The organism is Peribacillus sp. R9-11 (assembly GCF_031345095.1).
In the GTDB taxonomy this organism is placed as follows: domain Bacteria; phylum Bacillota; class Bacilli; order Bacillales; family DSM-1321; genus Peribacillus; species Peribacillus butanolivorans.
In genome coordinates this window covers 1,383,363-1,406,285 of sequence record NZ_CP133763.1, presented here as the reverse complement: position 1 = coordinate 1,406,285, position 22,923 = coordinate 1,383,363, and the positions used below count along the sequence as shown (strand labels likewise).

The 22,923-nt window shown below is 38.2% G+C and carries 22 protein-coding genes and 1 pseudogene; 10 read left to right on the top strand and 13 right to left on the bottom strand.

The window, feature by feature from the left end; translation table 11 throughout:
• Positions 1-80: 80 nt before the first annotated feature.
• From RE409_RS06770 to argC, 4 genes are read right to left on the bottom strand one after another with little or no spacing between them, the layout of a single operon-like run.
• Positions 81-1,232 carry an acetylornithine transaminase gene (locus RE409_RS06770; RefSeq protein ID WP_201181861.1) on the bottom strand — a complete coding sequence of 384 codons (1,152 nt, stop codon included), beginning with the start codon at positions 1,230-1,232 and terminating at the stop codon, positions 81-83.
• Positions 1,232-2,002: an acetylglutamate kinase gene (argB, locus tag RE409_RS06765; RefSeq protein ID WP_201181863.1), complete on the bottom strand. Its 771-nt coding sequence runs from the start codon at positions 2,000-2,002 to the stop codon at positions 1,232-1,234. The genes RE409_RS06770 and argB overlap by 1 nt, the downstream gene beginning before the upstream one ends.
• A 15-nt stretch (positions 2,003-2,017) precedes the next feature.
• Positions 2,018-3,250: a bifunctional ornithine acetyltransferase/N-acetylglutamate synthase gene (argJ, locus tag RE409_RS06760; protein WP_201181865.1), complete on the bottom strand. Its 1,233-nt coding sequence runs from the start codon at positions 3,248-3,250 to the stop codon at positions 2,018-2,020.
• An 18-nt stretch (positions 3,251-3,268) separates the two neighbouring features.
• The gene (argC, locus tag RE409_RS06755) at positions 3,269-4,303 is read right to left on the bottom strand and encodes an N-acetyl-gamma-glutamyl-phosphate reductase (protein ID WP_201249890.1); all 1,035 of its coding nucleotides are present in this window, start codon (positions 4,301-4,303) and stop codon (positions 3,269-3,271) included.
• Between the two features lie 236 nt (positions 4,304-4,539).
• Between argC and RE409_RS06750 the strand changes: the two genes are divergently transcribed.
• Positions 4,540-5,229, top strand: a complete 690-nt coding sequence (locus tag RE409_RS06750) for a Crp/Fnr family transcriptional regulator (RefSeq protein ID WP_201181869.1) — start codon at positions 4,540-4,542, stop codon at positions 5,227-5,229.
• Positions 5,230-5,599: 370 nt separating this feature from the next.
• Here RE409_RS06750 and moaA read toward each other — a convergent pair whose 3' ends face one another.
• The 3 genes from moaA to RE409_RS06735 form a co-directional block, all read right to left on the bottom strand.
• Complete coding sequence (gene moaA, locus RE409_RS06745) at positions 5,600-6,613, bottom strand: GTP 3',8-cyclase MoaA (RefSeq protein ID WP_201181871.1); 1,014 nt, start codon at positions 6,611-6,613, stop codon at positions 5,600-5,602.
• 109 nt (positions 6,614-6,722) lie between these two features.
• The gene (locus tag RE409_RS06740; RefSeq protein WP_053344973.1) at positions 6,723-7,031 is read right to left on the bottom strand and encodes a metal-sulfur cluster assembly factor; all 309 of its coding nucleotides are present in this window, start codon (positions 7,029-7,031) and stop codon (positions 6,723-6,725) included.
• Positions 7,032-7,164: 133 nt separating this feature from the next.
• On the bottom strand, positions 7,165-7,953 hold the full coding sequence (locus RE409_RS06735; protein ID WP_201221674.1) for a prolyl oligopeptidase family serine peptidase: 789 nt from the start codon (positions 7,951-7,953) through the stop codon (positions 7,165-7,167).
• 247 nt (positions 7,954-8,200) lie between these two features.
• Between RE409_RS06735 and RE409_RS06730 the strand changes: the two genes are divergently transcribed.
• The 3 genes from RE409_RS06730 to RE409_RS06720 all read left to right on the top strand — a co-directional run bounded on the left by RE409_RS06730 (position 8,201) and on the right by RE409_RS06720 (position 9,460).
• Positions 8,201-9,022: a Cof-type HAD-IIB family hydrolase gene (locus tag RE409_RS06730; RefSeq protein ID WP_201225003.1), complete on the top strand. Its 822-nt coding sequence runs from the start codon at positions 8,201-8,203 to the stop codon at positions 9,020-9,022.
• Between the two features lie 103 nt (positions 9,023-9,125).
• Complete coding sequence (locus RE409_RS06725) at positions 9,126-9,269, top strand: hypothetical protein (RefSeq protein WP_201181875.1); 144 nt, start codon at positions 9,126-9,128, stop codon at positions 9,267-9,269.
• Positions 9,269-9,460: a DUF3813 domain-containing protein gene (locus tag RE409_RS06720; protein WP_201181877.1), complete on the top strand. Its 192-nt coding sequence runs from the start codon at positions 9,269-9,271 to the stop codon at positions 9,458-9,460. The genes RE409_RS06725 and RE409_RS06720 overlap by 1 nt, the downstream gene beginning before the upstream one ends.
• A 46-nt stretch (positions 9,461-9,506) precedes the next feature.
• Here the strand turns inward: RE409_RS06720 and RE409_RS06715 are convergent.
• A pseudogene (locus RE409_RS06715) lies at positions 9,507-9,752 on the bottom strand (KGG domain-containing protein); the annotation flags it as partial.
• A 139-nt stretch (positions 9,753-9,891) separates the two neighbouring features.
• The gene (locus RE409_RS06710) at positions 9,892-10,734 is read right to left on the bottom strand and encodes a YitT family protein (protein WP_201181881.1); all 843 of its coding nucleotides are present in this window, start codon (positions 10,732-10,734) and stop codon (positions 9,892-9,894) included.
• Between the two features lie 152 nt (positions 10,735-10,886).
• Between RE409_RS06710 and RE409_RS06705 the strand changes: the two genes are divergently transcribed.
• The 5 genes from RE409_RS06705 (at position 10,887) to RE409_RS06685 (ending at position 14,682) form a co-directional block, all read left to right on the top strand.
• A complete protein-coding gene (locus RE409_RS06705) occupies positions 10,887-11,753 on the top strand; it encodes a DegV family protein (RefSeq protein WP_201181883.1) in 867 nt (288 codons plus the stop codon).
• 68 nt (positions 11,754-11,821) lie between these two features.
• The gene (locus RE409_RS06700; protein ID WP_201221675.1) at positions 11,822-11,953 is read left to right on the top strand and encodes a DUF3941 domain-containing protein; all 132 of its coding nucleotides are present in this window, start codon (positions 11,822-11,824) and stop codon (positions 11,951-11,953) included.
• Between the two features lie 124 nt (positions 11,954-12,077).
• Entirely contained in the window at positions 12,078-12,569 is a 492-nt protein-coding gene (locus RE409_RS06695; RefSeq protein WP_053344966.1) for a YajQ family cyclic di-GMP-binding protein, read from the top strand.
• Positions 12,570-12,898: 329 nt separating this feature from the next.
• A complete protein-coding gene (locus RE409_RS06690) occupies positions 12,899-13,774 on the top strand; it encodes an SDR family oxidoreductase (RefSeq protein ID WP_201181887.1) in 876 nt (291 codons plus the stop codon).
• A 119-nt stretch (positions 13,775-13,893) separates the two neighbouring features.
• Positions 13,894-14,682, top strand: a complete 789-nt coding sequence (locus RE409_RS06685) for an MBL fold metallo-hydrolase (RefSeq protein WP_207196282.1) — start codon at positions 13,894-13,896, stop codon at positions 14,680-14,682.
• Between the two features lie 36 nt (positions 14,683-14,718).
• On the opposite strand, the gene RE409_RS06680 is transcribed toward RE409_RS06685, so the two are convergent.
• The 4 genes from RE409_RS06680 to RE409_RS06665 form a co-directional block, all read right to left on the bottom strand.
• Positions 14,719-15,762 carry a LacI family DNA-binding transcriptional regulator gene (locus RE409_RS06680; protein ID WP_201221677.1) on the bottom strand — a complete coding sequence of 348 codons (1,044 nt, stop codon included), beginning with the start codon at positions 15,760-15,762 and terminating at the stop codon, positions 14,719-14,721.
• Positions 15,763-16,102: 340 nt separating this feature from the next.
• Positions 16,103-17,752 (bottom strand): glycoside hydrolase family 13 protein, encoded by a 1,650-nt coding sequence (locus RE409_RS06675; protein ID WP_309558749.1) that lies wholly within the window; start codon positions 17,750-17,752, stop codon positions 16,103-16,105.
• Between the two features lie 79 nt (positions 17,753-17,831).
• Positions 17,832-19,367, bottom strand: a complete 1,536-nt coding sequence (locus tag RE409_RS06670; protein ID WP_201221679.1) for an alpha-amylase family glycosyl hydrolase — start codon at positions 19,365-19,367, stop codon at positions 17,832-17,834.
• A gap of 149 nt (positions 19,368-19,516) precedes the next feature.
• Entirely contained in the window at positions 19,517-20,761 is a 1,245-nt protein-coding gene (locus RE409_RS06665) for an extracellular solute-binding protein (protein WP_201249891.1), read from the bottom strand.
• Between the two features lie 395 nt (positions 20,762-21,156).
• Between RE409_RS06665 and RE409_RS06660 the strand changes: the two genes are divergently transcribed.
• Positions 21,157-22,908, top strand: a complete 1,752-nt coding sequence (locus tag RE409_RS06660; RefSeq protein WP_201181899.1) for a glycoside hydrolase family 13 protein — start codon at positions 21,157-21,159, stop codon at positions 22,906-22,908.
• The last annotated feature ends 15 nt before the right edge of the window (positions 22,909-22,923 follow it).

Here is a 22,923-nt window from a genome sequence, read left to right as displayed (position 1 = left end):
TTCTTCACCTCTGTAGATGACGTATATTTATATATAGAATAGCATAATTATTCATTTTATTCTATAAAAATTCATTAAATTTAGATTGTTTGTTTTATTGCTAATACTTTTTTTATTTTCTTAATTGCAGTATCGATCTCTGATTTAGTCGCTGTCAGAGGTGGAAGTAAACGAAGAACATTAGGTCCTGCACTTAATACGAGTAGGCCATCTTCTTGAAGCTCCATTAAAAACGACTGAACATCTTGTTTGCATTCGATCCCGACCATCATCCCAAGTCCACGAATTTCTTTGACTTCTTCTGAATCCTTTAATGCCTTTGTCAATTCACATTCAAGGTATTCAGCTTTTTCCACGACTTCTTTTAAGAATCCCGATTGGAAAATTTCTTTTAAAACAGCTTCTGCTGCTGCAACACTTACCGGATTACCGCCAAAAGTGGATCCATGGCTTCCAGCACTAAAGAATTCCGACAACATTTCTTTGCCAATCATCGCCCCGATAGGTAAACCATTTCCTAGCCCCTTGGCCGAAGTAATGATATCTGGTTGGATATTAAAATGCTGAAATGCAAATGGTTTGCCTGTACGGCCAATTCCCGTTTGTATTTCATCGATAATAAGAAGTGATCCGTATTTTTTACATTGAGCTTGAATTGCGTCCAAATACGATTGCTGAACAACATGAATGCCGCCCTCTCCTTGAACTACTTCGATCATTACCGCTGCCGTATCCTCATCTACTGCAGTTTCTAAAGCATCGTTGTCATTGAATGGCACATATTCAAACGAAGCTAGCATCGGCCCGAAACCAATCTTGATTTTTTCCTGTCCCGTTGCTGCCATCGTTGCAAATGTACGGCCGTGGAATGACTGCAGACATGTGACAATTTTACTTTTCCCTGTAGCTTTACGAGCAAGTTTGATAGCTGCCTCATTTGCTTCAGCGCCGCTGTTGGCAAAGAACACTTGACCTAATCCTGAGGCATCTGCTAGCATTTTTGCTGTCCGTTCCTGTAAAGAACTTTGAAACATATTCGATACATGCCAGTATTTATTAAGTTGCTCCGTAACAGCCTTTTTCACCTTTTCATGACTATGGCCAAGGTTTAAAACTCCGATTCCCGATGTAAAATCAAGATACTCCTTACCTGTTGTACTGATAAGTTTCATTCCATTCGCTGTTTCTGGTTCAATGTTCCACCTTGCATATGTAGGAAATAAAGAACTCATTAAAATACCCCTTCTTCCTGTAGAAATTTCGTTCCGATAAATTGCCCGTTTTCATAGAAGTGTTCCTTGCCGCTTACAATCATCACTTTCTCAACTCCTTTATTCAACACCGACAATGCTGTGTTAACTTTCGGAATCATACCGCCATAGATACTGCCATCTGTAATTAAAGCCTGTGTCTCCGTTTCAGTCAGTTTTTCGATAATCTGCTGATTCTTTAAGACCCCTTTAACGTCTGTGACAAATAAGCACATTTCAGCCGAGAGTGCCTTCGCTACAGAACCTGCAGCCATATCCGCATTCACATTTAACTTATTTCCATCTTCTGTAGTCGAAATCGGTGTCAATACCGGGCAATAGCCTTTTTCAAATAGAAGTCCAAGTAATTCTGTATCGACTTGATGAATCTCACCAACAGCCCCTAACTTCTTTTCATCAATATACTCACCAGTCAGGATTCCGCCGTCCGACCCATTTAGACCGACAGCCTTAATACCATGTGCCTCCAATTTATGGACGAGACATCGATTAGATTTGCCTGCCAACATCAGTTCTACAACTTCCAATACTTCAGTGGTCGTTTTTCTTAAACCATTTTCAAAGACCGGTTCAATTTCATATTTTTCAAGCATCGAATTGATATCAGGGCCGCCTCCATGAACAAAGACAATCTGGTAACCGCGGCTTTGTAACTCTTTAACACTTGTAAAAAACGACTCTGATAACTCGTTAATAATACTACCGCCGCACTTTATGACTAAAATGTTCACTCTTTTCAACACCCCTTATGATCGATAACTTCCGTTTATTTTTACATAATCATAGGTTAAATCACAGCCCCATGCCGTTCCTGATTCCTTACCATCTTTCAAGTAAACATTAATGATAATACTTTCATTTTCCAAGTATGCCTTTGCATCTTCCTCAGAAAACTGTATAGGCTCGCCATCTTTCAGTACAATGATTTCACCAAATGAAATCGTTGTTTGTTCCGGTTGGAACCCTACTCCGCTTCGACCCATTGCAGCAATAATACGTCCCCAGTTTGCATCCGCTCCAAAAGCTGCCGTTTTCACTAAATTTGAACCAACAATCGTTTTCGCCATCATTTGTGAATCTTGTTTGGAATTCATGCCATGGACATTCACTTCAATTAATTTTGTCGCGCCTTCTCCGTCTTTCGCAATTTGTTTAGCTAAATTTTCAGAAGTCTGTTTTAATAATTCCAAAAATACAGACCATTCTGGGTGCGTGTTTGTCAAAGGTTCATTTCTTGCTGCTCCATTTGCTAGGACCAGCACCATGTCATTCGTCGAACAATCACCGTCAACAGTTATTTGATTAAATGTATCATTCGTTATAGAAGATAATGCTTCCTGTAAATCATTCGGTTCAATGACAGCATCCGTTGTAATGAAACCGAGCATTGTAGCCATGTTCGGATGAATCATCCCTGACCCTTTCGCCGCTCCGCCCATTTTCACGCGTTTACCATCAATGACTGTTTCATAACCGCAACTTTTAGTTACTATATCCGTTGTTAAAATAGCAGTACCAAAGTCTTCAGCAGCTTCAGCTGTATCTGTTGGCTCCAATAAATCTATGCCGTTTTTAATTTTATCCATTTCCATAAATTCGCCAATAACTCCAGTCGAAGCAACTGCAAATGAATGATCTTCCAAGCCGAACTTTTGGGCAGCAAGCTTTCTCATTTCAATAGCATCCTTTAACCCTTGCTCTCCAGTACAAGCATTCGCACATGCACTATTAACTACTATGCCATGAAGCTTTCCAGTAACTGCTATGCTATCCTTCGTTACATTGATTGGAGCCGCTTGAACTACATTTTGTGTATAAACAGCAGCGGATGATGCTGCAGTTTCTGTATAAATAATGCCGATGTCTTTTTTTGAGTAGCGCAACCCTGCATGAGCGCCTGAGGCTTTGAACCCTTTAGGCATTAAGATGTTTCCTTCTTTAATTTGTTTGATTTCTTCAACTGGCTGTAGTGTATTCATTATTTACCTCCAATAATTTTACGGATATAGTGGGCTGCTCCATAGTCCTGCTGTTTCCTCTAGCCCCATTAATATATTTGCATTTTGAATGGCCTGGCCTGCAGCACCCTTTACTAAATTATCAATAACTGAAACAATCGTTACCTTACCTGTTCTTTCATCATATGCGACGCCTATATCACAAAAGTTTGAACCATACACTTGTTTCGTAGACGGGAAGCGATCAAGCGGCTGTACCCGTACAAATGGATGATCCTCATAAACAGTTTCATACAAATCTCTTAGTTCAGCTGTTGAAGTCTGCCTGTTTACCTTAATATACATCGTAGCCATGATACCCCTAGTCATAGGAACAAGATGGGTATTAAATGTTATAGGTTGTAAATCTGATGACCACCTTCCAAGCTGTTGTTCGATTTCCGGTATGTGTTGATGCTGATTCACTTTATATATTTTAAAGTTTTCATTCATTTCACTGTAATGTGTATCGGATGAAAGTGATTTCCCTGCCCCGGACACTCCGGATTTAGCATCAATAATGACATCTGTGGCTGTAGCCCATCCTTCAGTGAATAAAGGAGCAAGACCAAGTAATGAAGCAGTTGGGTAACATCCTGGATTCGCAATAATAGTGGATTGTCTAATTTCTTCTGCATTCCATTCAGCCAATCCGTATACAGCTTTTTCAATAATATGCTGAGGCGCGGCTGTTTTTTTATACCAGTGTTCATATTCACCTGGAGTTTGAAGCCTAAGATCCCCTGACAAATCGATTACTTTAATATTAAGGTCGGAAAATTCCGAAATTAACTGTGAGGAAACACCCGAAGGAGTAGCAAGAAAAACAATATCAGATTTTTTTGCAATTGCTTCCGGGTCAATTTCTTCTAATTTATCTTTCATATGCATTAAATGTGCATTTTCTTCATATAAACTTCGACCAAATTGGGATGACGTATGCAGTGATTTTATTTTCAAATGAGGATGATTATTCAGGAATCTTATCAATTCCACTCCTCCATACCCTGTTGCGCCTACTATTGATACGTTCACAAAAACCAACTCCTAGATTTTAAGTCCCTGCAATTCTTTGATTCTATTATTATAAGACTGAATAAAAATAAAATCAAATGTATTTTTATAAAATTCTAAACTTAAATTTCAAAAACAAGTTCCACCGCGCAAACTTCTAGTTTTATCCAAAGTTGTTGACTACTAGTGTTTTTTCCGTTTAAATCAAATAAGGTAGTAACTGAGTTATAACGGTATCTGAAAGGCGGTTGTAATAAATGAACGAATTTACGTTATCTAATCGAATGCATGCATTTTTTGATAATAGACATCATGTTAAACGTATAGAAAAAGGGTGCTTCCTTTTTCAGGAGAACACCCTTGCTAGTGATTTGTATTACATTTTAAAAGGCAAAGTTGAAGTGAGTAAGGTTGTTCCAGACGGTCGAGAATTGACAATGCGCATTTGTTCAGAGAATGACCTAGTTGGAGAAACTGTCCTTTTTTCTCAGAACCCTAAATATATGATGAATGCAAAAATGTTAGAAGATGGTGTTGTAGCGGTTATTTCTAAAGAATTATTAGAAGAGAAAATCGCGTCGGATAGTCATCTTGCAGTTGAAATGATGACATGGTTATCCGCTCAAAATCGTAAAAATCAGGCTAAATTCCGCGATATGCTCCTGCACGGTAAGAAAGGCGCATTTTACTCCACTCTCATTCGCTTATCAAATAGCTATGGTACTGAAGTTGAAGACGGTATAGTCATCACTCTTCCCTTTACAAACCAAGAGCTTGCTAATTTTTGCGGCACATCCCGTGAAGTAGTCAATCGAATGCTCTCTCAATTAAGAAAAAACAATGTAGTTTCTATTAAAAAAGGACGCATTAAGATACTTAACCTTGAGTATTTAAAGCAGGAAATTGACTGTGAAAATTGCCCAATAGAAATCTGTACTATCGAATAACCCCCCGCCCTCCATAATTAGCAGAGAATACTTCATATACTGACCAGTCCTTAAATATATATGTAATGGATTAGATTCATTTTAAAGTCCTTGCATCTCTTTCTTTACTGGGTCATTTGATTTATTTTTACTTTAATAAAAATGGATAGTTATTATGATATAGCATTATAAAAATGTATAAATTTAGTATAAAAATACATTTGAGATAAATTAATCCAAATCAGGACAGACATTCATGGCCTTACCAACTATACATAAGAAAATACGGGATGGCATAGTTGCCATCCCGTATTTTCTTATCTAGAGACTCTTCAATCACAATAATTTCACATAGTTAAATAAATCATTGTTCTTCTGAGCTCATTGAAAGTTAGCCGCCAATAAATGACATTTCTATTTTTTCCTGTTTCTTTCTCGTTCCGGCAGCCCGCTCATCTGAATAGCGGTCGTCTCTATGGTTCCAAAGTGAAATGATAAAGTCAGTCAATTCTTCATCTGACATCTCTGAACGAAGCAATGACTTCAAGTCATGTCCTTTTCCATTAAATAGGCATGTATATAAACTGCCATTAGCAGAAAGACGAGCACGGGTGCAGCTTGAACAAAAAGACTCAGAGACGGATGTTATGAAACCTACTTCGGTAGTCGTCCCCTTATAGCGGAAGCGCTTCGCGACTTCTCCAAAATAATCTTCTTCCACCGGTTCCAGCTCGAATTCAGCCTGCAGCATCTCGAGCAATTCTTTTTTCGTTATGACGTTTTTCAACTGCCAGCCATTTGTATGCCCAACATCCATGAATTCTATATAACGTAATTGAATACCCTCTTCTTTGCAAAAACGGGCCATCGGCAGGATTTGAGATTCATTGGTTTCTTTTTTAACAACCATATTTACCTTAACACCAAGCCCTGCTTCTTTTGCAGCAGCTATTCCCTCCATAACCGGCTTTGTCCCGATATTTCTTCCGTTCATCTGCTTAAAAAGCTCATCATCGAGGCAGTCTAAACTGATATTTACCCGCTGTAATCCAGCTACCTTTAAATCTGCCGCGTGTTTTTTCAAAAACACACCATTCGTAGTCAATCCAATATCTTCTATTCCTTCAATTGAAACAAGTTCGGAAATGAGCGTAGAAAGATTTTTTCGCAGCAACGGTTCCCCGCCTGTCAATCTTAGTTTTTTAACCCCTAAGCTTGCAAATATTTTAGAAATCCTTACGATTTCTTCATAAGATAAAAGCTCACTTTTAGGAAGGAACTGAAAATTTTCATGGAAAATTTCAGCCGGCATACAATACTGACAGCGGAAGTTGCAACGATCAATGACAGAAATTCTTAAATCCCTTAACGGCCTGTCTAATGAATCCTTTATATGACGGTTCAATTTCCCACCCCTAACCGGACGTATTAGAAAAAGCCAGACCAATAAAAAGTAGCTCCATAACAATGGTTCACTGTTTTTTGGACTGGCTTAATATTCTATTACCTGTTAATTATTTAATTCCTAACGCGATTTTGGCATATCTGGACATGCGATCCCTAGACCATGGCGGACTCCACACAATCTTCACGTCTGTTTCTTTAACTTCTGGAATATCTTCCAGCACTAGTTTCACTTGATCGACAATCGTTCCAGCTAGCGGACAGCCCATGGCAGTCAATGTCATCGTTACTGTCGTTAGTCCTGCATCATCCATATCCACATCATACACCAAGCCTAAATTCACGATATCTATTCCAAGCTCCGGGTCAATGACCTGCTCTAAAGCTCCAAAAATAATGTCTTTTGTATCTTGATCCACTTCAATCACTCCTTTTATGAATAATACTCCCCGATTTGTAATAATCGGTTTATAGTCGGTTGCGGCAATAAATGTCCGATTCAGACTTTACACAATGTCCTTAATAGAATCATACCAGATTTAGCATGTGTGCTTAAGCTTTTTGCACAGCTGGTCGTAAATGTTTCTCGAACCATTCCGCAGTCCGAAGCACACCTTCTCTACTTACCTTATGCCCAGCCTTCTGATCGAGGATAAAATCAATTTTTTCATGTGCTTCATTATAACCCGCTTTTACTCCTTCATAAAAGCGATATGCATGTTGATATGGTACAACAGGATCTTTAGCACCATGCCAAAACAGAAGCGGTCTGTTTGAAAGCTTGTCTTGATTGAGGCTTAAGTCAAATGGTTTGAGCTGTTCAATCACTTTATTTACTTCCTCATCCGTGATTGGGAAATTCACTTTCCTTTTCTTAATCTCCTCTATTTGAAGCTCCGCATACGCTACATAGGATGGATTCCCCATTAAGCTAACTCCAACTGTAATCCAATCATAGGCCGCCAGAGCTCCGTTGGTCACAATACCTCCCATTGAGGTACCCGCTACACCAATTTTTTTAGAGTCAATTAATTTTCTGGCTAATAAATCATCCTTAATCAAAGCTAAATCCTTGATGGTCTGTAATACCATTTCCCAAAAACGGGGCATCAATTGCGAATCACTATATCCAACTTCCCTCTCCCCATGATAAATTACATCAGGAAGAAGCACACGAAAACCCTTTTCAGCCATTAAATAAGCATAATGAAGATTGTGTTCTTTTGCACTTTGAAAACCATGTATAAAAATAATAAGCGGCAGTTCTTGATTGAAAGCCGACTGCTCACTTAAGTGTAAAACAGGAATATGTCCAATCTTTTCTTTTTCAATTATTATCAAGATAATCCCTCCGAATATTTAAATACTGTCGGTTTTTTCATTAAAGAAGCTTCAGAAGCTTTCTCAACAAATCTTTCGTTGTCCCTTTGCTGATTCCTAGTCATGTACTATGCTTTAAATATTATAATCCTTCATATAGTAATATCATACAGGAATGCATAAAGAATGAAAAAGATTTACAATTACTTTAAAATAGTCTTAACAATATTTGCATATAATGAAATCAAAAAGAACAGAAGGTGTGTACATGAATGAGAAGCATTTAATCGTATTGGATCTTGATGGTACTTTACTTACTGCTAATAAAACAATTTCTCCTAGGACTAAACAAACACTACTAAAACTAAAAGAAAATGGGCACGAAGTTATGATCGCTACCGGGCGTCCGTTTCGCTCAAGTGAACTTTATTACCGTGAATTGGGATTGACTACACCAATCGTTAATTTCAATGGTGCTTTCGTGCATCACCCATTACAGACAAGCTGGGGGGTATACCATTCACCACTGGATATAAGTGTTGCGAAAGATATTGTAGAAGCTTGTGATCAATTTGAATATCACAACATAATTGCTGAAGTTCGTGATGATGTATATGTCCATTATCATGATGAAAAATTGATGGACATGTTCAATGTAGGAAATCCGATAATGAAGACGGGTGACTTACGTAATTTCCTTGAGGATTCACCCACATCGATGCTCATTCATACAGATAGTCAGCATGTCGGCCAGATCCGCCAGCATTTATCTGATGTTCATGCCGAATTAGTTGATCATCGCCGCTGGGCAGAACCATTTCATATCATCGAAATTATTAAGAGCGGATTAAGTAAAGCGGTTGGTCTGCAACGTGTTTCCAACTATCTAGACATCCCAAAAGATAGAATTATCGCTTTCGGTGATGAAGATAATGACTTGGAAATGCTTGATTACGCTGGAACTGGTGTCGCAATGGGAAATGCTATTTCCCCTGTAAAAACGGTCGCAAATACGATGACTTTGACGAATGAAGAAGATGGCATAGCAGTATTTCTTGAGGAAAAATTCAACTTAAAATCCAAATCCTAATCCGCCATTTTTTACCTTTATAAAATCTCTTTTTGAAGCCAAACTAATAGGGACAACAGCTTCCTGTTATGTTGTCAAACGCTCAGAATCGGAGGAGATAAGCATGGGTAAAAGCAGACGATTTGTACAGCAAGGCAAAGAAAGTGTTGCCAAGCATGCCGAAAGAATCCCTTATCACACTACGTTTGCAGAAGCTGAAAAAGACAGATTGAGAATTATGTCAGAACAAAGCTATGGTGGCTTCTAATGGGAAACAAATTATTCCAGAAAGCTAGAGAATTTGTTGAAGAAGCTCTCCACTCTGAGCATGATGGTGACCAGCAAAAAACTGAGGAAATCGCTAAAAATGCTCTTTCATCGGCTTTTGCCAATACGAATGATGCTGAAAAAGAGCAATTACGCGAACTTCAAGAGGAACTGGAAAACCACCCAAAATAAGTAAAAGCCTCCAGGATTCTGGAGGCTTTTACTTATTTTATTAGTAGTTGTTTCGTGCTTTTCCACCTTTTTCACCGATTTCTTTATAAAAATCTTTTCCATGAGAATCGGAAGTGGCCTCTCCTCCCTTTTGTCCAATCTCTTGATAAAATTCTTTATCATGGTTGTCCGATGTAGCTTCGCCGCCTTTTTGTCCAATCTCCTGGTAAAAATCTCTATCGTGATTTTTCGAGGTGGCTTCGCCGCCTTTACGTCCTGCTTCTTCTCTACTCATTTTTTCGTTGTTAGCCATTATTATCACTCCTCATTAAGATTTAATATTGGCGCTACATTATTAAAATTAGCCGATTTGTACTGGCAATAAACGTAAAACACCGCAATAATTCTATTTGTCATAGAAGTGTAATGGCCTTAACTTTTTGTTAATATTCTTATTCCCTTCGGAAAGTACCAACAATTCCAGAAGTTTCGATGATATTGGTAAAAGCATGTGGATCAACTTCTTTAATGATCCGTTCCAGATCATACAGTTCATACCTTGTAATGACTATCAAAAGCATTTCCTTACTTTCGTTTGTAAATGCTCCTTTTGCCGGTACCCTTGTAATACCGCGAACTAACTTAGCATGAATTGCCTGTTTAAGTTCTTCGCTTTTCTTTGTAATAATCATAGCTGTAAGCTTTTCATGACGTGTATGTATCGCGTCCACCACACGGGTTGATGTGTAAAGCGTAACAAGTGTATATAATGCTTTTTCCGGTCCATAAACAGCGCCTGCCGTTACAATAATCACGCCATTTAACAGAAATAAATAAGTACCTACAGGCTTATCTTTCTTCCGTGAAAGAAGCATCGCGATAATATCCATCCCGCCTGTTGATGCCCCGAATTTCAAGGTAATCCCAACTCCTACTGCAGCTATAACTCCGCCAAACACCGCGTTCAATAAAATGTCCGGTGACCAGCGGGTAATTGGAATGATTTCCATGAAAAGAGACATTAAGATAACACTGAGAAAGCTATAAAAGGTAAAGGACTTTCCAACTTTTCTCCAAGCAAGGATGGTTACTGGGATATTTAATAAAAGCAATAGAATCCCGGTCGATATATTAAAAGGTGCAAAAGATCCTATAATCCTTGATAGGAGCTGTGCCACCCCAGTAAAGCCGCTCGCATATACGTTAGCCGGGATTAAAAAAAAGTTCATCGCGATGGCATTCAATAATGCACCAACTATTACTATGAGAATTTTCCTTATTTCACTTCTATACATCCTAAAAACCTCCATTTCACCCTAATTCTATTATCTTTTTACCCTTAATTATTTATTCTATTTATGAAGAGATTGAAATTTTGCCGTTACGTGCTACACTAAAAAGAGTAAAACCCATTTACTAAAAATTGTAAAAAGAAAGCAGGTGTATTATGGCTATCACAATTCTTGCAGATAGTGCATGTGATTTGCCATTGTCTTTCTATAAGGAAAACAATGTATCATTAATCCCTTTACAAGTTCATCTTGATGGGGAGAATTATGAAGACCTACTTACCATTAATTCTCATGAAGTCTATCAAGCGATGATTGACGGAAAAGCTCCAAAAACATCGCAAGCTTCTCCGGAATACTTTATAGAACTTTTCACACAGTTTGCTAAGGAGAAAAGACAAGGTATCTATATTGCATTTTCCTCTGAGTTATCAGGAACTTATCAAACAGCTGTAATGATTCATAATCAGGTAAAAGATGAATACCCTGACCTGGACATTGAAATCGTCAATACGAAATGTGCTTCAATGGGAGTCGGGTTAATCGTAAAAAGGGCAGCCGAACTAGCAGCAAGCGGCGCCTCTAAAGAAGAGATTTTAGCTGACATCGAATTCCGCACTCATCATATGGAGCATCTATTCACAGTAGATAATCTTGAATACTTAGCTCGTGGCGGACGTATATCCAAAACATCTGCCCTTGTTGGCGGATTATTAAACATTAAACCGTTATTGCATGTTGAAGAAGGAAAGCTGGTTCCACTCGAAAAGATACGCGGTAAAAAGAAATTGATTAAACGAGTTATCGAATTAATGCATGAACGAGGCAAAAATTTGACAACCCAAACGATCGCTATCAGTCATGGTGACGATGCAGAAACCGCATTGGAGTGGAAGGACGCCATACAACATGAATTTGGGACAACTGAGTTCATGATTCATTCAATTGGTTCCGTAATTGGTGCTCATGCCGGTCCTGGAACAATTGCTCTCTTCTTCTTAAACGATACCCCTGCGAAATCATAAACATACATACTCTCTTTCATAATTGTGAACAATATATATTGATCATGATTATGAAAGGGAGTTTTATTATGTCAAAAACAACTGATAACAATAAAAAACCAAAAGATAACCAAGCTATAAATACTGAAAGAAATATCTCTTATCAGGAAAACCTCGAAGCAGGTAAGCACTCTTATTCGAAGAAAACAGACCATAAATGAGGCGGGGGGCTGTCCCCTGCTTTTTTATATGTAGTTGTCGATATATACATATACAGCCTATATGGTTGTCTTCCTATCCTACTTTCTCTATAATAAAGGAAATAAACCCTGCTGGAGGTAAGTGATGGCAAAGGAAAATTCATTTGATATTGTATCCAAAGTAGACTTTTCAGAAGTAACAAATGCAGTTACTATGGCTATGAAAGAAATTCAGACCCGTTATGATTTTAAAGGAAGCTTAAGTAGCATTACCATTGATAAAGAAGACTTAGTTTTAGTATCTGACGATGAGTATAAACTCGATCAATTAAAGGATGTTCTAATTAGTAAGCTCATTAAACGTGACGTACCTATTAAGAACCTGGATTACGGAAAATTAGAAGGCGCTTCTGGTGGTACTGTTCGCCAACGGGCTAAACTCATTCAAGGCATCGATAAGGAACAAGCGAAAAAAATCAATACCATCATTAAAAACAGCGGACTTAAAGTGAAAAGTCAAATACAAGATGACCAAATCCGTGTAACTGGAAAAAACAGGGATGATCTACAAGGTATTATCTCTGCTATCCGAGGCGCTGACCTATCCATTGACGTACAATTTTTAAATTACCGCTAATATTAGAGGCTCACCCACTATGGGTGGGTCTCTTTTTATGTTCTAGGACGCTCTCAGTCCTTTTTCCGAATGAATCACCATAATGGAATATGGAAATGCTATTCATGTTCCCTTATATCCGAAGAATCTCATATACTTTTTACTTAGACATTATGCCCTTCTTCTAGGCTTTCTACAGGTCTTATTAAAAAATGATTTAATCTATTGTTTTAAGTTAAAGTAATGGGGATTTTACTCCAGATTTATTTTATTGGTTATTTTTACCGTGTTTTCATATTCCAAAAGCAAGGAATAGGAATAGTGTAGATAATTAAACAGGAGGGGTTTTAATGACTAGTCAAAATCAAAACCAAAATAAACAAGGATTTCCACCGCAACATCAACAGCATCAGCCTGGTGTGGAAACAAAAATGAATCCGAACCCCAAGTCGGTTAAACCTGAATATAAAGGAAGCGGCAAATTAAAAGGGAAAACCGCAATCATAACTGGCGGAGATAGCGGAATAGGTAAATCCGTCGCTATCTATTACGCAAAAGAAGGAGCTAATGTTGCAATTGCATACTTAGATGAACATCAGGATGCTAAAACAACAAAAGAATTGGTCGAAAAAGAGGGACAGAAATGTTTACTCATTTCCGGAGATATTGGCGATGAAGCCTTTTGTCAGGATGTCGTCAAAAAAACTGTCGATGAGTTCGGCGGTTTGGATATTCTAGTCAACAACGCAGGTGAACAACACGTTCAGACAAGCATCCTTGATATTTCAGCTGAACAATTAGAAAAAACGTTCCGAACTAATATCTTCTCGATGTTCCACTTAACAAAAGCTGCGTTGAAACATCTCAAAAAAGGAAGCAGCATCATTAATACAACCTCTATCACAGCCTATCAAGGTAATCCAAAATTAATCGATTACTCATCAACTAAAGGCGCAATTTTAGCATTCACAAGAGCACTTTCGAATTCTATTTCAAAAGATGGAATCAGAGTTAATGGTGTTGCTCCAGGTCCAATCTGGACACCACTTATTCCTGCCTCATTCGGGGAAGAAGATGTTGCCAAATTCGGTCAAAATACACCTATGGGCCGCGCTGGCCAGCCAGAAGAATTAGCACCTGCCTATGTATATCTGGCAAGCGATGATTCATCCTATGTCAGCGGACAAGTTATTCATGTTAACGGTGGTTCCGTTGTAAACGGATAATGAAATAAACTTCAAAAGCAGTGGTTTTCGTAAATGAAATCCACTGTTTTTTTTCATTATTTACGAAGGATTTTGACTGAACATATAGAAATCTAAGTCTAAGTGAGGAGTGATTTTCTTTGACGTACATTGTGGATCCATGGTTTACCGTTCAAGAATTAGACTCGAAAACGTTTGCGATCAGTGAATATGGTCATTGGGAGAAGGTACATTCCTTTTTACTGTTGGGAGAGAACCAGGCTGCGTTAATTGATACTGGGTTAGGCATAGATACGATTAAACGGATAACAGACCAGTTAACAGATCTTCCTATTATCGTCCTGACGACACATGTGCATGCAGATCATATTGGGAGTCACGGTGATTTTGATACTATTTATGTTCATAATGATGATGCCGACTGGCTGATTAACGGAATTAAAGGATTGTCGTTGAAACAAATTAGAAAAGATATGTCTCGCGATATCACCATACCCGTCCCAGAATTATTTGATCCTTTTACATACAAGCCATACCAAGGGAATCCTGATAAGCTCCTTTCAGATGGGGATACTATTGATATAGGAAACCGGATCTTAGGTATATTTCACACACCGGGGCATTCCCCGGGACACATCTCAATTTTAGATTATAAAACAGGATATTTATTTACCGGTGATTTACTTTATGCCGAGACTCCAATTTACGCCTTTTATCCCTCAACAAACCCAGTAGACCTTGTTAATTCATTGAAAAAAATTGCTAAGATCAAAGGAGTTTCCAAAATCTATGGAGGACATAACCAACTCGGTCTCGAACCAAAGATTTTTGATGAAGTCCTGGAAGCCGTTCAGTACCTTAAAGAGAACAAACTAGCCAAACACGGAACCGGTGTCCATACATTCAAAAGCTTCAGTGTACAATTTTAATAAAAGAGCATTGCTTTTACACAATACTCTTTTTGTTTAATAAGTCATAGCCATCGCTTCTTGCTTTATTGGTCTGCAAGAATGTCTTTCCACAAAATGATGGGGAATAATGGACCCTGCCGGAGTATCACCATTCTGTAATTTTTGAATGATGCTTTTAGCGGCCTGATGTCCTAAATCGAAAATGTTAATATCTATAGAAGTTAGGGCAGGTAGTGATAGCTCAGAGAAAAGAACATTATTAAAGCTGACAATTGACATTTCCTCAGGAGTCCGTACTCCCATCGCTCGAAGAGAATGTACGACTCCTAGTGCCATAAGATCATCACTGACGACAAGAGCGGTTGGTGGCTCGTCAATCGATAGTAATCTTTTCGCTGCTGCTAGTCCACCTTCATGTAAAAAGTCCTCATGTATAGTATATTCCCTTATTGGAACGATACCAGCCCTTTTCAATGCACGTTCATATCCTAATAATCGATCGAGGGTCATCACAAAAGTTACATCTCCTCCAATGAATCCAATCCTTTCATGGCCTAATTGAATGAGATAGTCAGTTGCCTGTTCGGCAGCCAAGACATTATCGTTATCAACATACGTTATCTCCTCAATAAAATCATAGGGTTTCCCAATGACAACAAACGGAAAAGCCCTTGCTTGTAAATAGGTTAGAATGTGATCATTCATCCTTGAATACATAAGGATAATTCCATCCACCATTCCCCCTTGAACCATATTCACGACTCCTTCGTAGACTTCCTCCTCTGTTTTCCCCGTGCTTAGTAACAGAGAGTAATGCTCTTCCTGAGCCCCTTCACTAAGACCCTGGAGGATAGCCGGGAAAAATGGATTTTGATAAAAAACGTTTGACGAACTTGGTAACACCAATCCAATGATCCTAGTTGATTGATTAGCAAGACTACGAGCAATGAAGTTTGGATGATATCCTAACTTTTCCATTGCCTTACGAACTCGTACCTTTGTTTTTTCACTTATCCGAGGATTATTAGCAATCACTCGAGAAACTGTTGAAGGAGCAACATTCGCCAGTTGTGCCACATCTTTTATCGTGACGGCCATGCGTTTCCCCTCTCCCCTCTTTAGCCTTTATTGACTTCATTCAAAAAAAGGTGAAAACCAATAAACACTTTTCTAATTTATTTTATAATTATACATTTGTATGTATCTATAATACACTCACTTCAATAGTTATATCCATACTTTTTTAACTGTTTTCAACAATTTTCAGAAAATACTTACTTTTTTGTTTTTTACTTCTCTTTTAAAAATCAAAAAGAAGCTGATTTAAGATCAGCTCCTAAAAAACAGCATGTGTCTTTGGGCGAGGACAGAAGTCAGACGACTAACAATACTGGATTTAAAGCTTATTTCCATTTATAATCCAGAAAGGTATTACAGGTTAATAACGATAAATCCTTGTTTCATATGGTCGCAAATTAACCATTGTTTCTTCCGGACAATCATCATAATTCGCTAGTAAAAGTTCCATTTTCCCCCAATGAGACAGGTCAATTTGATGATAATTTGTGCTAAAGTTGCATACAACCTTAGCTGAATCACCATTCATATTCCTTGTATAAATATAAAGTTCAGGATGATCTTCCCATAATAATTCATATTCTCCGTAAACAAAAACCTGGTGTTTTTTTCGAAGTTCGATCATCTTTTTGTAAAAATGATAAATAGAAGATGGATTATTCTTCTGCTGTTCTACGTTAATTGCCCGATAATTGGAGTTGACCTTCATCCACGGTGTGCCATCCGTAAACCCACCATTTTTCTTATCGTTCCATTGCATTGGTGTTCGAGAATTATCACGGCCGCTATGCCATATGATGTGCATGATTTCATCATGTGAACGACCTTTGGAGGTCTCAATCCGGTAAAAATTTTTCATTCCGACATCATCATAATCATCTATCGAATCAAATTGGACATTCGTCATACCTATTTCCTGACCTTGATAAATAAACGGAGTCCCCTGCATGAAAAAGTATAGGGCCCCAATCATTTTCGCACTTTCCAACCAATATTGATGATCATTTCCCCATGTCGATACACTTCTAGGTTGGTCATGATTTTCAAAAAATAAAGCATTCCATCCTTTGTTTTGCAGCCCTTTTTGCCATTTAGTCATGGTACGTTTTAGACCATTAACGTCAACATTCTGATTCTGTCCACGATTCCAAAGTCCAAGGTGCTCGAATTGAAAAATCATATTGAACTTTCCATTCACTTCTCCGACCCAATCTTCAGCTTGCTCAATCCTGACACCATTGGCCTCACCGACCGTCATGATATCATACTTAGAAAAAGTCTCATCTTTTAATTCCTGTAGATAATCCAGAATCCCTTCCTGATTGGTATGCATTTCAAAGGCAGGTACATACTGATGCCAATACGGATTAGGCATATCCGGTAGGCCTTCACGCTTATGAATATGTGTGATAGCATCTATTCGAAAGCCATCAATGCCTTTATCGAGCCACCAATTAACCATTTTATACAGAGCCTGCCTTACATCTTTGTTTTTCCAGTTTAAGTCTGGCTGCTTTTCTGCAAATAGGTGTAAATAGAATTGATTGGTCAATTCATCGAATTTCCAAGCACTTCCGGAAAAAATACTTTCCCAATTATTCGGTTCCCGGCCATCTTGGCCATCTCTCCAAACATACCAATCTCGTTTCGGATTATCTCGGGAGGAACGCGACTCAACGAACCATGGATGTTCGTCACTTGTATGGTTCAAAACAAGATCAAGTATCACTCTCATGCCACGTTGGTGAACCTCTTTCAACAGAAGTTCAATGTCTTCAATCGAACCAAACTCTTCAGAAACTGCCTGATAATTACTAATATCATAGCCGTTATCTGCATTGGGTGACTTATAAAATGGACAAATCCAAATAACATCGATTCCAAGTTCCTGCAGATAATCCAGCTTTGAAATTAACCCCCTTAAATCTCCCACTCCATCACCATTACTATCCATAAAGCTACGGGGATAGACTTGATAACAAACCGCTTCTTTCCACCAGGTCTTATTCATGCTGTAACCTCCCGATTCTGTTTTCCACAAAGCCAAGGGGACAATGTTTTGCAGCTACCAAAAATCGAGAGGTATATGATTATTTTGGCTGGTTTCGTTTTGAACGTTTAATAACCAAAGCAATAAATATACCAAATATAACAAGAACCAATCCTATAACAAACAGGTAAGGAATATTTATAATCGACTTAGGTGATAGAGTGTAGACTTCTGTCGTCTCCCTGTCGATTACGATTGAGTAGCTGTTGTCCTTACTACGGACCAGATCCCCATTCAGCATACCTCTCAACTCTTTATTCTTTTCAAGTTCCTTATCAGTGAGGATTATCGATTGAGTTTCAGTCGTATTATTCATGGCGACAACTATTGTTTCATCACCATAGACGCGCTTGAATACCGATGTTCCTCCCTTTTCATATAAAAGCTCCATATCCCCTTTTGTCAAAGCAGGATACATGTCTCTAAGTTCAGAAAGCTTCGTTATATAATCCACTAATTCCTGTTCCGTCTTGAAATCCATTAATTTATGATTATCAGGGGCCTTATCGCCGTTTAAGGCAATTTCCGATCCATAAAATACGATTGGTACTCCTGGCATCGTATAAAGATATGATAACGCCATTTTCCACCGTGTACCGGGGTTTTCATTATGATCGGCTGCAGCCTTTGTAAAACGAGGCATGTTCTGAGTATCCATAAACAATGCCTGCGAACCTTTGCTCTCGCTTACATCTTCACTTTTCATAAATGCATCAAACACCGGATTCAAATCTTTATCGGGCGCAGCAAATGTCTCCTTTAACTCAACATTTTGCGGATAAGCCATAAAAGCATCGATACCCGTTTTCTTATAGCTGGAAATCAAGTCGGCATCACCTTGAACATCGCCAATTGTATAGAAATTTGATTTTTCAGACTTGACTGTTTCGACAAAATCCTTCCAGAAATCCTTTGCTACGTATTGGACTTTATTCAGACGGTACCCATCAATATCCGTTTCCGTAATCCACCATTTGGCAGCATCAAGCAAATAATCTCGCGTTTCCTTGTTATCCTGATTCAAATCCGGAAGGCCATCGATCCAGGCTGTTTCCAAATCTTCCTGATTACTGTCATTAGAAATCTCTTTTTCTTCATGGAACCAGTCTTGTTTATTAGGATCAGTTAACCAAGAATGATTAGGTCCCACATTATTGGCCTGAAAGTCAATAATTACTTTCATATCACGGTTATGAGCCTCATTCACAAGTTTTTTAAATTCTTTAATCGTACCGTAGTGCTCATCTGTTTTATAAAAATCGTTAACCCAATCCCCATGATAGCCATTTTCTTCATTAGCGAAAATCGGCGATAGGATGATAGCGGTATATCCCATATCTTTTAAATAATTTAGTTTCTTTGTAATACCTTCAAAATCTCCACCATTAAAAGCAGAAGGATTATTTACATCCGCATCTCCATTATTTTGTGTATTACCATCGAAAAATCGGTCAATCATTAATGAATATACGATTTCGTCCTTCCATGTTCGTTGTTCTTTTTCAGCTGCTCCTACTGGAATGGCGTAAAAAAGAAGCAACGGAATTAAAGCGAGTGATAACACTCTTTTTCTCATATCCGCTCTCCTCCTAGCTATCTCTTTACGCCTTTAAGATTAGCCTTTTGCCCCCATAACGTCAAATCCAAATTATAAAATTCTTTACACTAAAGGGACAAAATGGAGATTCAAATGAACGTTGTCGAATTGGAAAAAGTAATTCGCAATTAATATTCTTTTTTTATCCTCTTTACTGCTTCATCTAAAGTCCTTTTCGGCTTTGATTTTCCAGAAGCTATCTCTTTCATGGCAGATTTCATCGGCTTCCATACTTCATTCATTTCCGGTATATTCGGCACAGGTTCAGCATATTGTAATTGTATGCTTAAGGCTTGTGCTCTTTCATTTTCATTGATTGCTTCATTGTTCATGATAGATTTTACAGGAGGTATTTCTCCTGTTTTTTCATAGCGGAGCATTGCATATTTATCTTTTGTCAAAAATTCTACTAACTTTGTAGACCAGTAAGGATATTTTGTGAAGGCTGTTACATGCCAGCCATTGATATCCATGAACGTTTTCATCGGCTGGCCATTTGGCAATACAGGCAATGGCGCCACCCCTGTATTCTTCCTCTCAGAAAGTGTACTACCTTTACTCATGAAGGAAGCCAATTTCCCTTCTATAAACAACTTCTCTATCGCTGCTTCGTCCCCTTTTGGCATCACATCTGCTTTATACCATTTTTGAATATACTTAGCACCCTTTACAGCACTTTTATTATTTAATCCGATGTTCGTAGGATCTAGATTCCCATCTTTTTCTTTAAATACATAACCGCCCATCCCGGCCATTATTCCATACGCATCATATAAGTCATTCCATTCAGCATAGAAACCATATACTTTTCCTTTTCTCAATTCCTTCGCCTTTTTATATAAATCATCCATCGTTTCAGGAACGTTAGCCATTAATTTTTTGTTGTAAATTAAAACAGAGGTTACAGCGGACTTTGGAAGTCCAAAAACCTTTCCTTGATACATTTCGGCTCGGATTGAGGATTCAATAAAGGTATTTAGTACGTCTTCATTCACCTTCAGTTCCTGAATCAGGCCTTCTTTCACAATCCGCCCGACCTTTTCATGCGAAAAAGTCACTACATCTGGAGCTTTCCCGATTGGCCCATTGCGACGAAGTTGGTCATACATCTCATTAGCCATTTCTATCTCTTCATACTCAACCTTGATTCCGTATTTCTTTTCAAATGCTTCAATCGCTGGCTTTAGACCATTTGCTTTACCTTTTTCCTCCCAAACGATCAATTTTTCTGGTTTCGCTTCATTCGTGTCTTCTTTTTCGATTTTTTTATTTTCTTTTACTATTTTACTTTCCAATTCTGAACTGGATTCACAAGCACTTCCAATAACAATCAAGAACATGGACATGAATAAATGAAAAATCAACTTCTTCACTTTCATTCTCCTTTTTAAAATGTTTATTCTATCATGTCCAAAAGCACCAGATTGTTTACACTTCAGTTTGCAGCCCATCTAATCGAATAAAGTTTTTTAATAATGAAAGCGGCACCAAATCCTTCTGTTATCATTATATGAAAGGCTTCGATTTTTACAACATTTTCCTTTATCTATTTATTTTCTTGTAGTGATGAGTACTTTTTGTTATTTTTTAATTAATAGGTGCTTTTTTCTATTAATTGGGTATATAACCATATTGGAAAAATAGCATTTAATACTACTTAAAAATGGCTAATTTTAACTACATATAGAAAACCTCATAACAGCCTAAAATTCCCTGTTTTCAATATTAATTTCCTCAAATACTCTTTTAAGAATTGGAGTGGTTTTCTATGGAACGTTCATCCATCCATCATAGAGCTAATGACAATTACGCTTATACCACCAACGCTGAAACTCTTCATATCCGACTTCGTACAAAAAAACAGGATATCTCATACGCCGGACTTATTTTTGGAGACCCATATATTTCGGATAAAGGACAATGGCAGCATGAAGAAAAAGCAATGAGCCTCTCCGGCAGCGATAACCATTATGATTATTGGCATATTTATGTGAAGCCTCCCTACAGAAGGATTCGGTATGGATTTAAAGTTCTCTCTGGAGATGAAGAGGTCATTTACACGGAAAAGGGATTCTTTAATGAACCTCCGAATGACCCCGGGAGCTATTTCGCCATCCCCTATCTTCATCAAAATGAAGTATTTGGGGCACCAGAATGGGTCAAAGATACTATTTGGTATCAAATATTCCCTGAACGCTTTGCGAACGGAAACCCTAACAACGATCCTGAAGGTGCAAAACCTTGGGGTAGTGAAGACCCGACCGTAGATAATTTTTTTGGTGGAGACTTCGAAGGAATCATTGAACACCTTGATTATTTAGAGGAGCTTGGCATTAACGGAATCTATTTTACGCCGATCTTCCTAGCATACTCTAACCATAAATACGATACGATTGATTATCGGGAAATTGATCCGCAATTCGGAACAAAGGAGACTTTGAAAACACTAATCGAGGAATGCCATAAACGGAATATCCGTGTCATGCTGGATGCCGTTTTTAACCATAGTGGATACTACTTTCCTCCTTTCCAGGATCTCCTTGAAAAAGGCGAGAACTCAGAATATAAGGATTGGTTTCATCCTCACGGCTTTCCTCTAAAAGGAGGGGAAAGACCTAATTATGAAACATTCGGTTTTTTTGAATCGATGCCAAAATTGAATACTGCGAATCCGGATGTAAAAAAATATCTGCTCGAAGTCTCAACTTATTGGATTGAGGAATTCAATATAGACGGCTGGAGACTTGATGTGGCCAATGAAGTAGATCAACCATTCTGGCGTGAATTCCGAAAAACGGTGAAAGATATCAAACCTGATCTTTATATTCTCGGTGAAATTTGGCACGACTCCATGCCGTGGCTACGCGGCGATCAGTTTGATGCCGTCATGAATTACCCATTTACTAACCATGTTTTCCGCCTGGTCGCTTCGCAAACCATCCATGCGCGCCAGTTTATTGAGGAAATGACAGCTGTCTATCAAAGTTATCCCACCAATGTTTTTGACGTGATGTTCAATCTTCTCGGTAGCCATGATACACCTAGGATTTTCACGGATTGTGGGGAAGACGTAGCTCGCGCTAAGCTCATCCACGCTATCTTGCTGACATTCAATGGCAGTCCCTGTATATATTATGGAGATGAAATTGGCTTAACCGGAGGCCAAGATCCAGGTTGCCGAAAATGTATGGTTTGGGAAGAAGAAAAACAGAATAGCGAGCTTCTTAATGAAATTAAAGCTTTAATTTTGTTAAGAAAAGAGGAACGATTGCTTGCAAATGATGGAAAGTTTAAATTCCTTGATACAACCGGAAACGAAAATATAGTTGCCTACCAAAAGTACAACGATGCTCGTTCTGTCGTGATACTAATTAATCCGACGGATGTCCAGCAATCATTTACGCTTCCTTTTGATTTAGAAGGCCGTTCACTTACAGATTTAAGGACAAAAGAAACAACGAAGGATAGTCAATTTGAAATAGATGGCTATCAATATAAAATTCTTGCATTTAATCATTGAGAAAAGAGAAACGGG

Coding starts and splice junctions, on each gene's coding strand:
- RE409_RS06770 (WP_201181861.1), bottom strand. CDS start 1,232: ATGAGTTCTTTATTTCCTACATATGCAAGGTGGAACATTGAACCAGAA.
- argJ (WP_201181865.1), bottom strand. CDS start 3,250: ATGAATACACTACAGCCAGTTGAAGAAATCAAACAAATTAAAGAAGGA.
- RE409_RS06750 (WP_201181869.1), top strand. CDS start 4,540: ATGAACGAATTTACGTTATCTAATCGAATGCATGCATTTTTTGATAAT.
- RE409_RS06730 (WP_201225003.1), top strand. CDS start 8,201: ATGAATGAGAAGCATTTAATCGTATTGGATCTTGATGGTACTTTACTT.
- RE409_RS06725 (WP_201181875.1), top strand. CDS start 9,126: ATGGGTAAAAGCAGACGATTTGTACAGCAAGGCAAAGAAAGTGTTGCC.
- RE409_RS06720 (WP_201181877.1), top strand. CDS start 9,269: ATGGGAAACAAATTATTCCAGAAAGCTAGAGAATTTGTTGAAGAAGCT.
- RE409_RS06710 (WP_201181881.1), bottom strand. CDS start 10,734: ATGTATAGAAGTGAAATAAGGAAAATTCTCATAGTAATAGTTGGTGCA.
- RE409_RS06705 (WP_201181883.1), top strand. CDS start 10,887: ATGGCTATCACAATTCTTGCAGATAGTGCATGTGATTTGCCATTGTCT.
- RE409_RS06700 (WP_201221675.1), top strand. CDS start 11,822: ATGTCAAAAACAACTGATAACAATAAAAAACCAAAAGATAACCAAGCT.
- RE409_RS06695 (WP_053344966.1), top strand. CDS start 12,078: ATGGCAAAGGAAAATTCATTTGATATTGTATCCAAAGTAGACTTTTCA.
- RE409_RS06690 (WP_201181887.1), top strand. CDS start 12,899: ATGACTAGTCAAAATCAAAACCAAAATAAACAAGGATTTCCACCGCAA.
- RE409_RS06680 (WP_201221677.1), bottom strand. CDS start 15,762: ATGGCCGTCACGATAAAAGATGTGGCACAACTGGCGAATGTTGCTCCT.
- RE409_RS06675 (WP_309558749.1), bottom strand. CDS start 17,752: ATGAATAAGACCTGGTGGAAAGAAGCGGTTTGTTATCAAGTCTATCCC.
- RE409_RS06670 (WP_201221679.1), bottom strand. CDS start 19,367: ATGAGAAAAAGAGTGTTATCACTCGCTTTAATTCCGTTGCTTCTTTTT.
- RE409_RS06660 (WP_201181899.1), top strand. CDS start 21,157: ATGGAACGTTCATCCATCCATCATAGAGCTAATGACAATTACGCTTAT.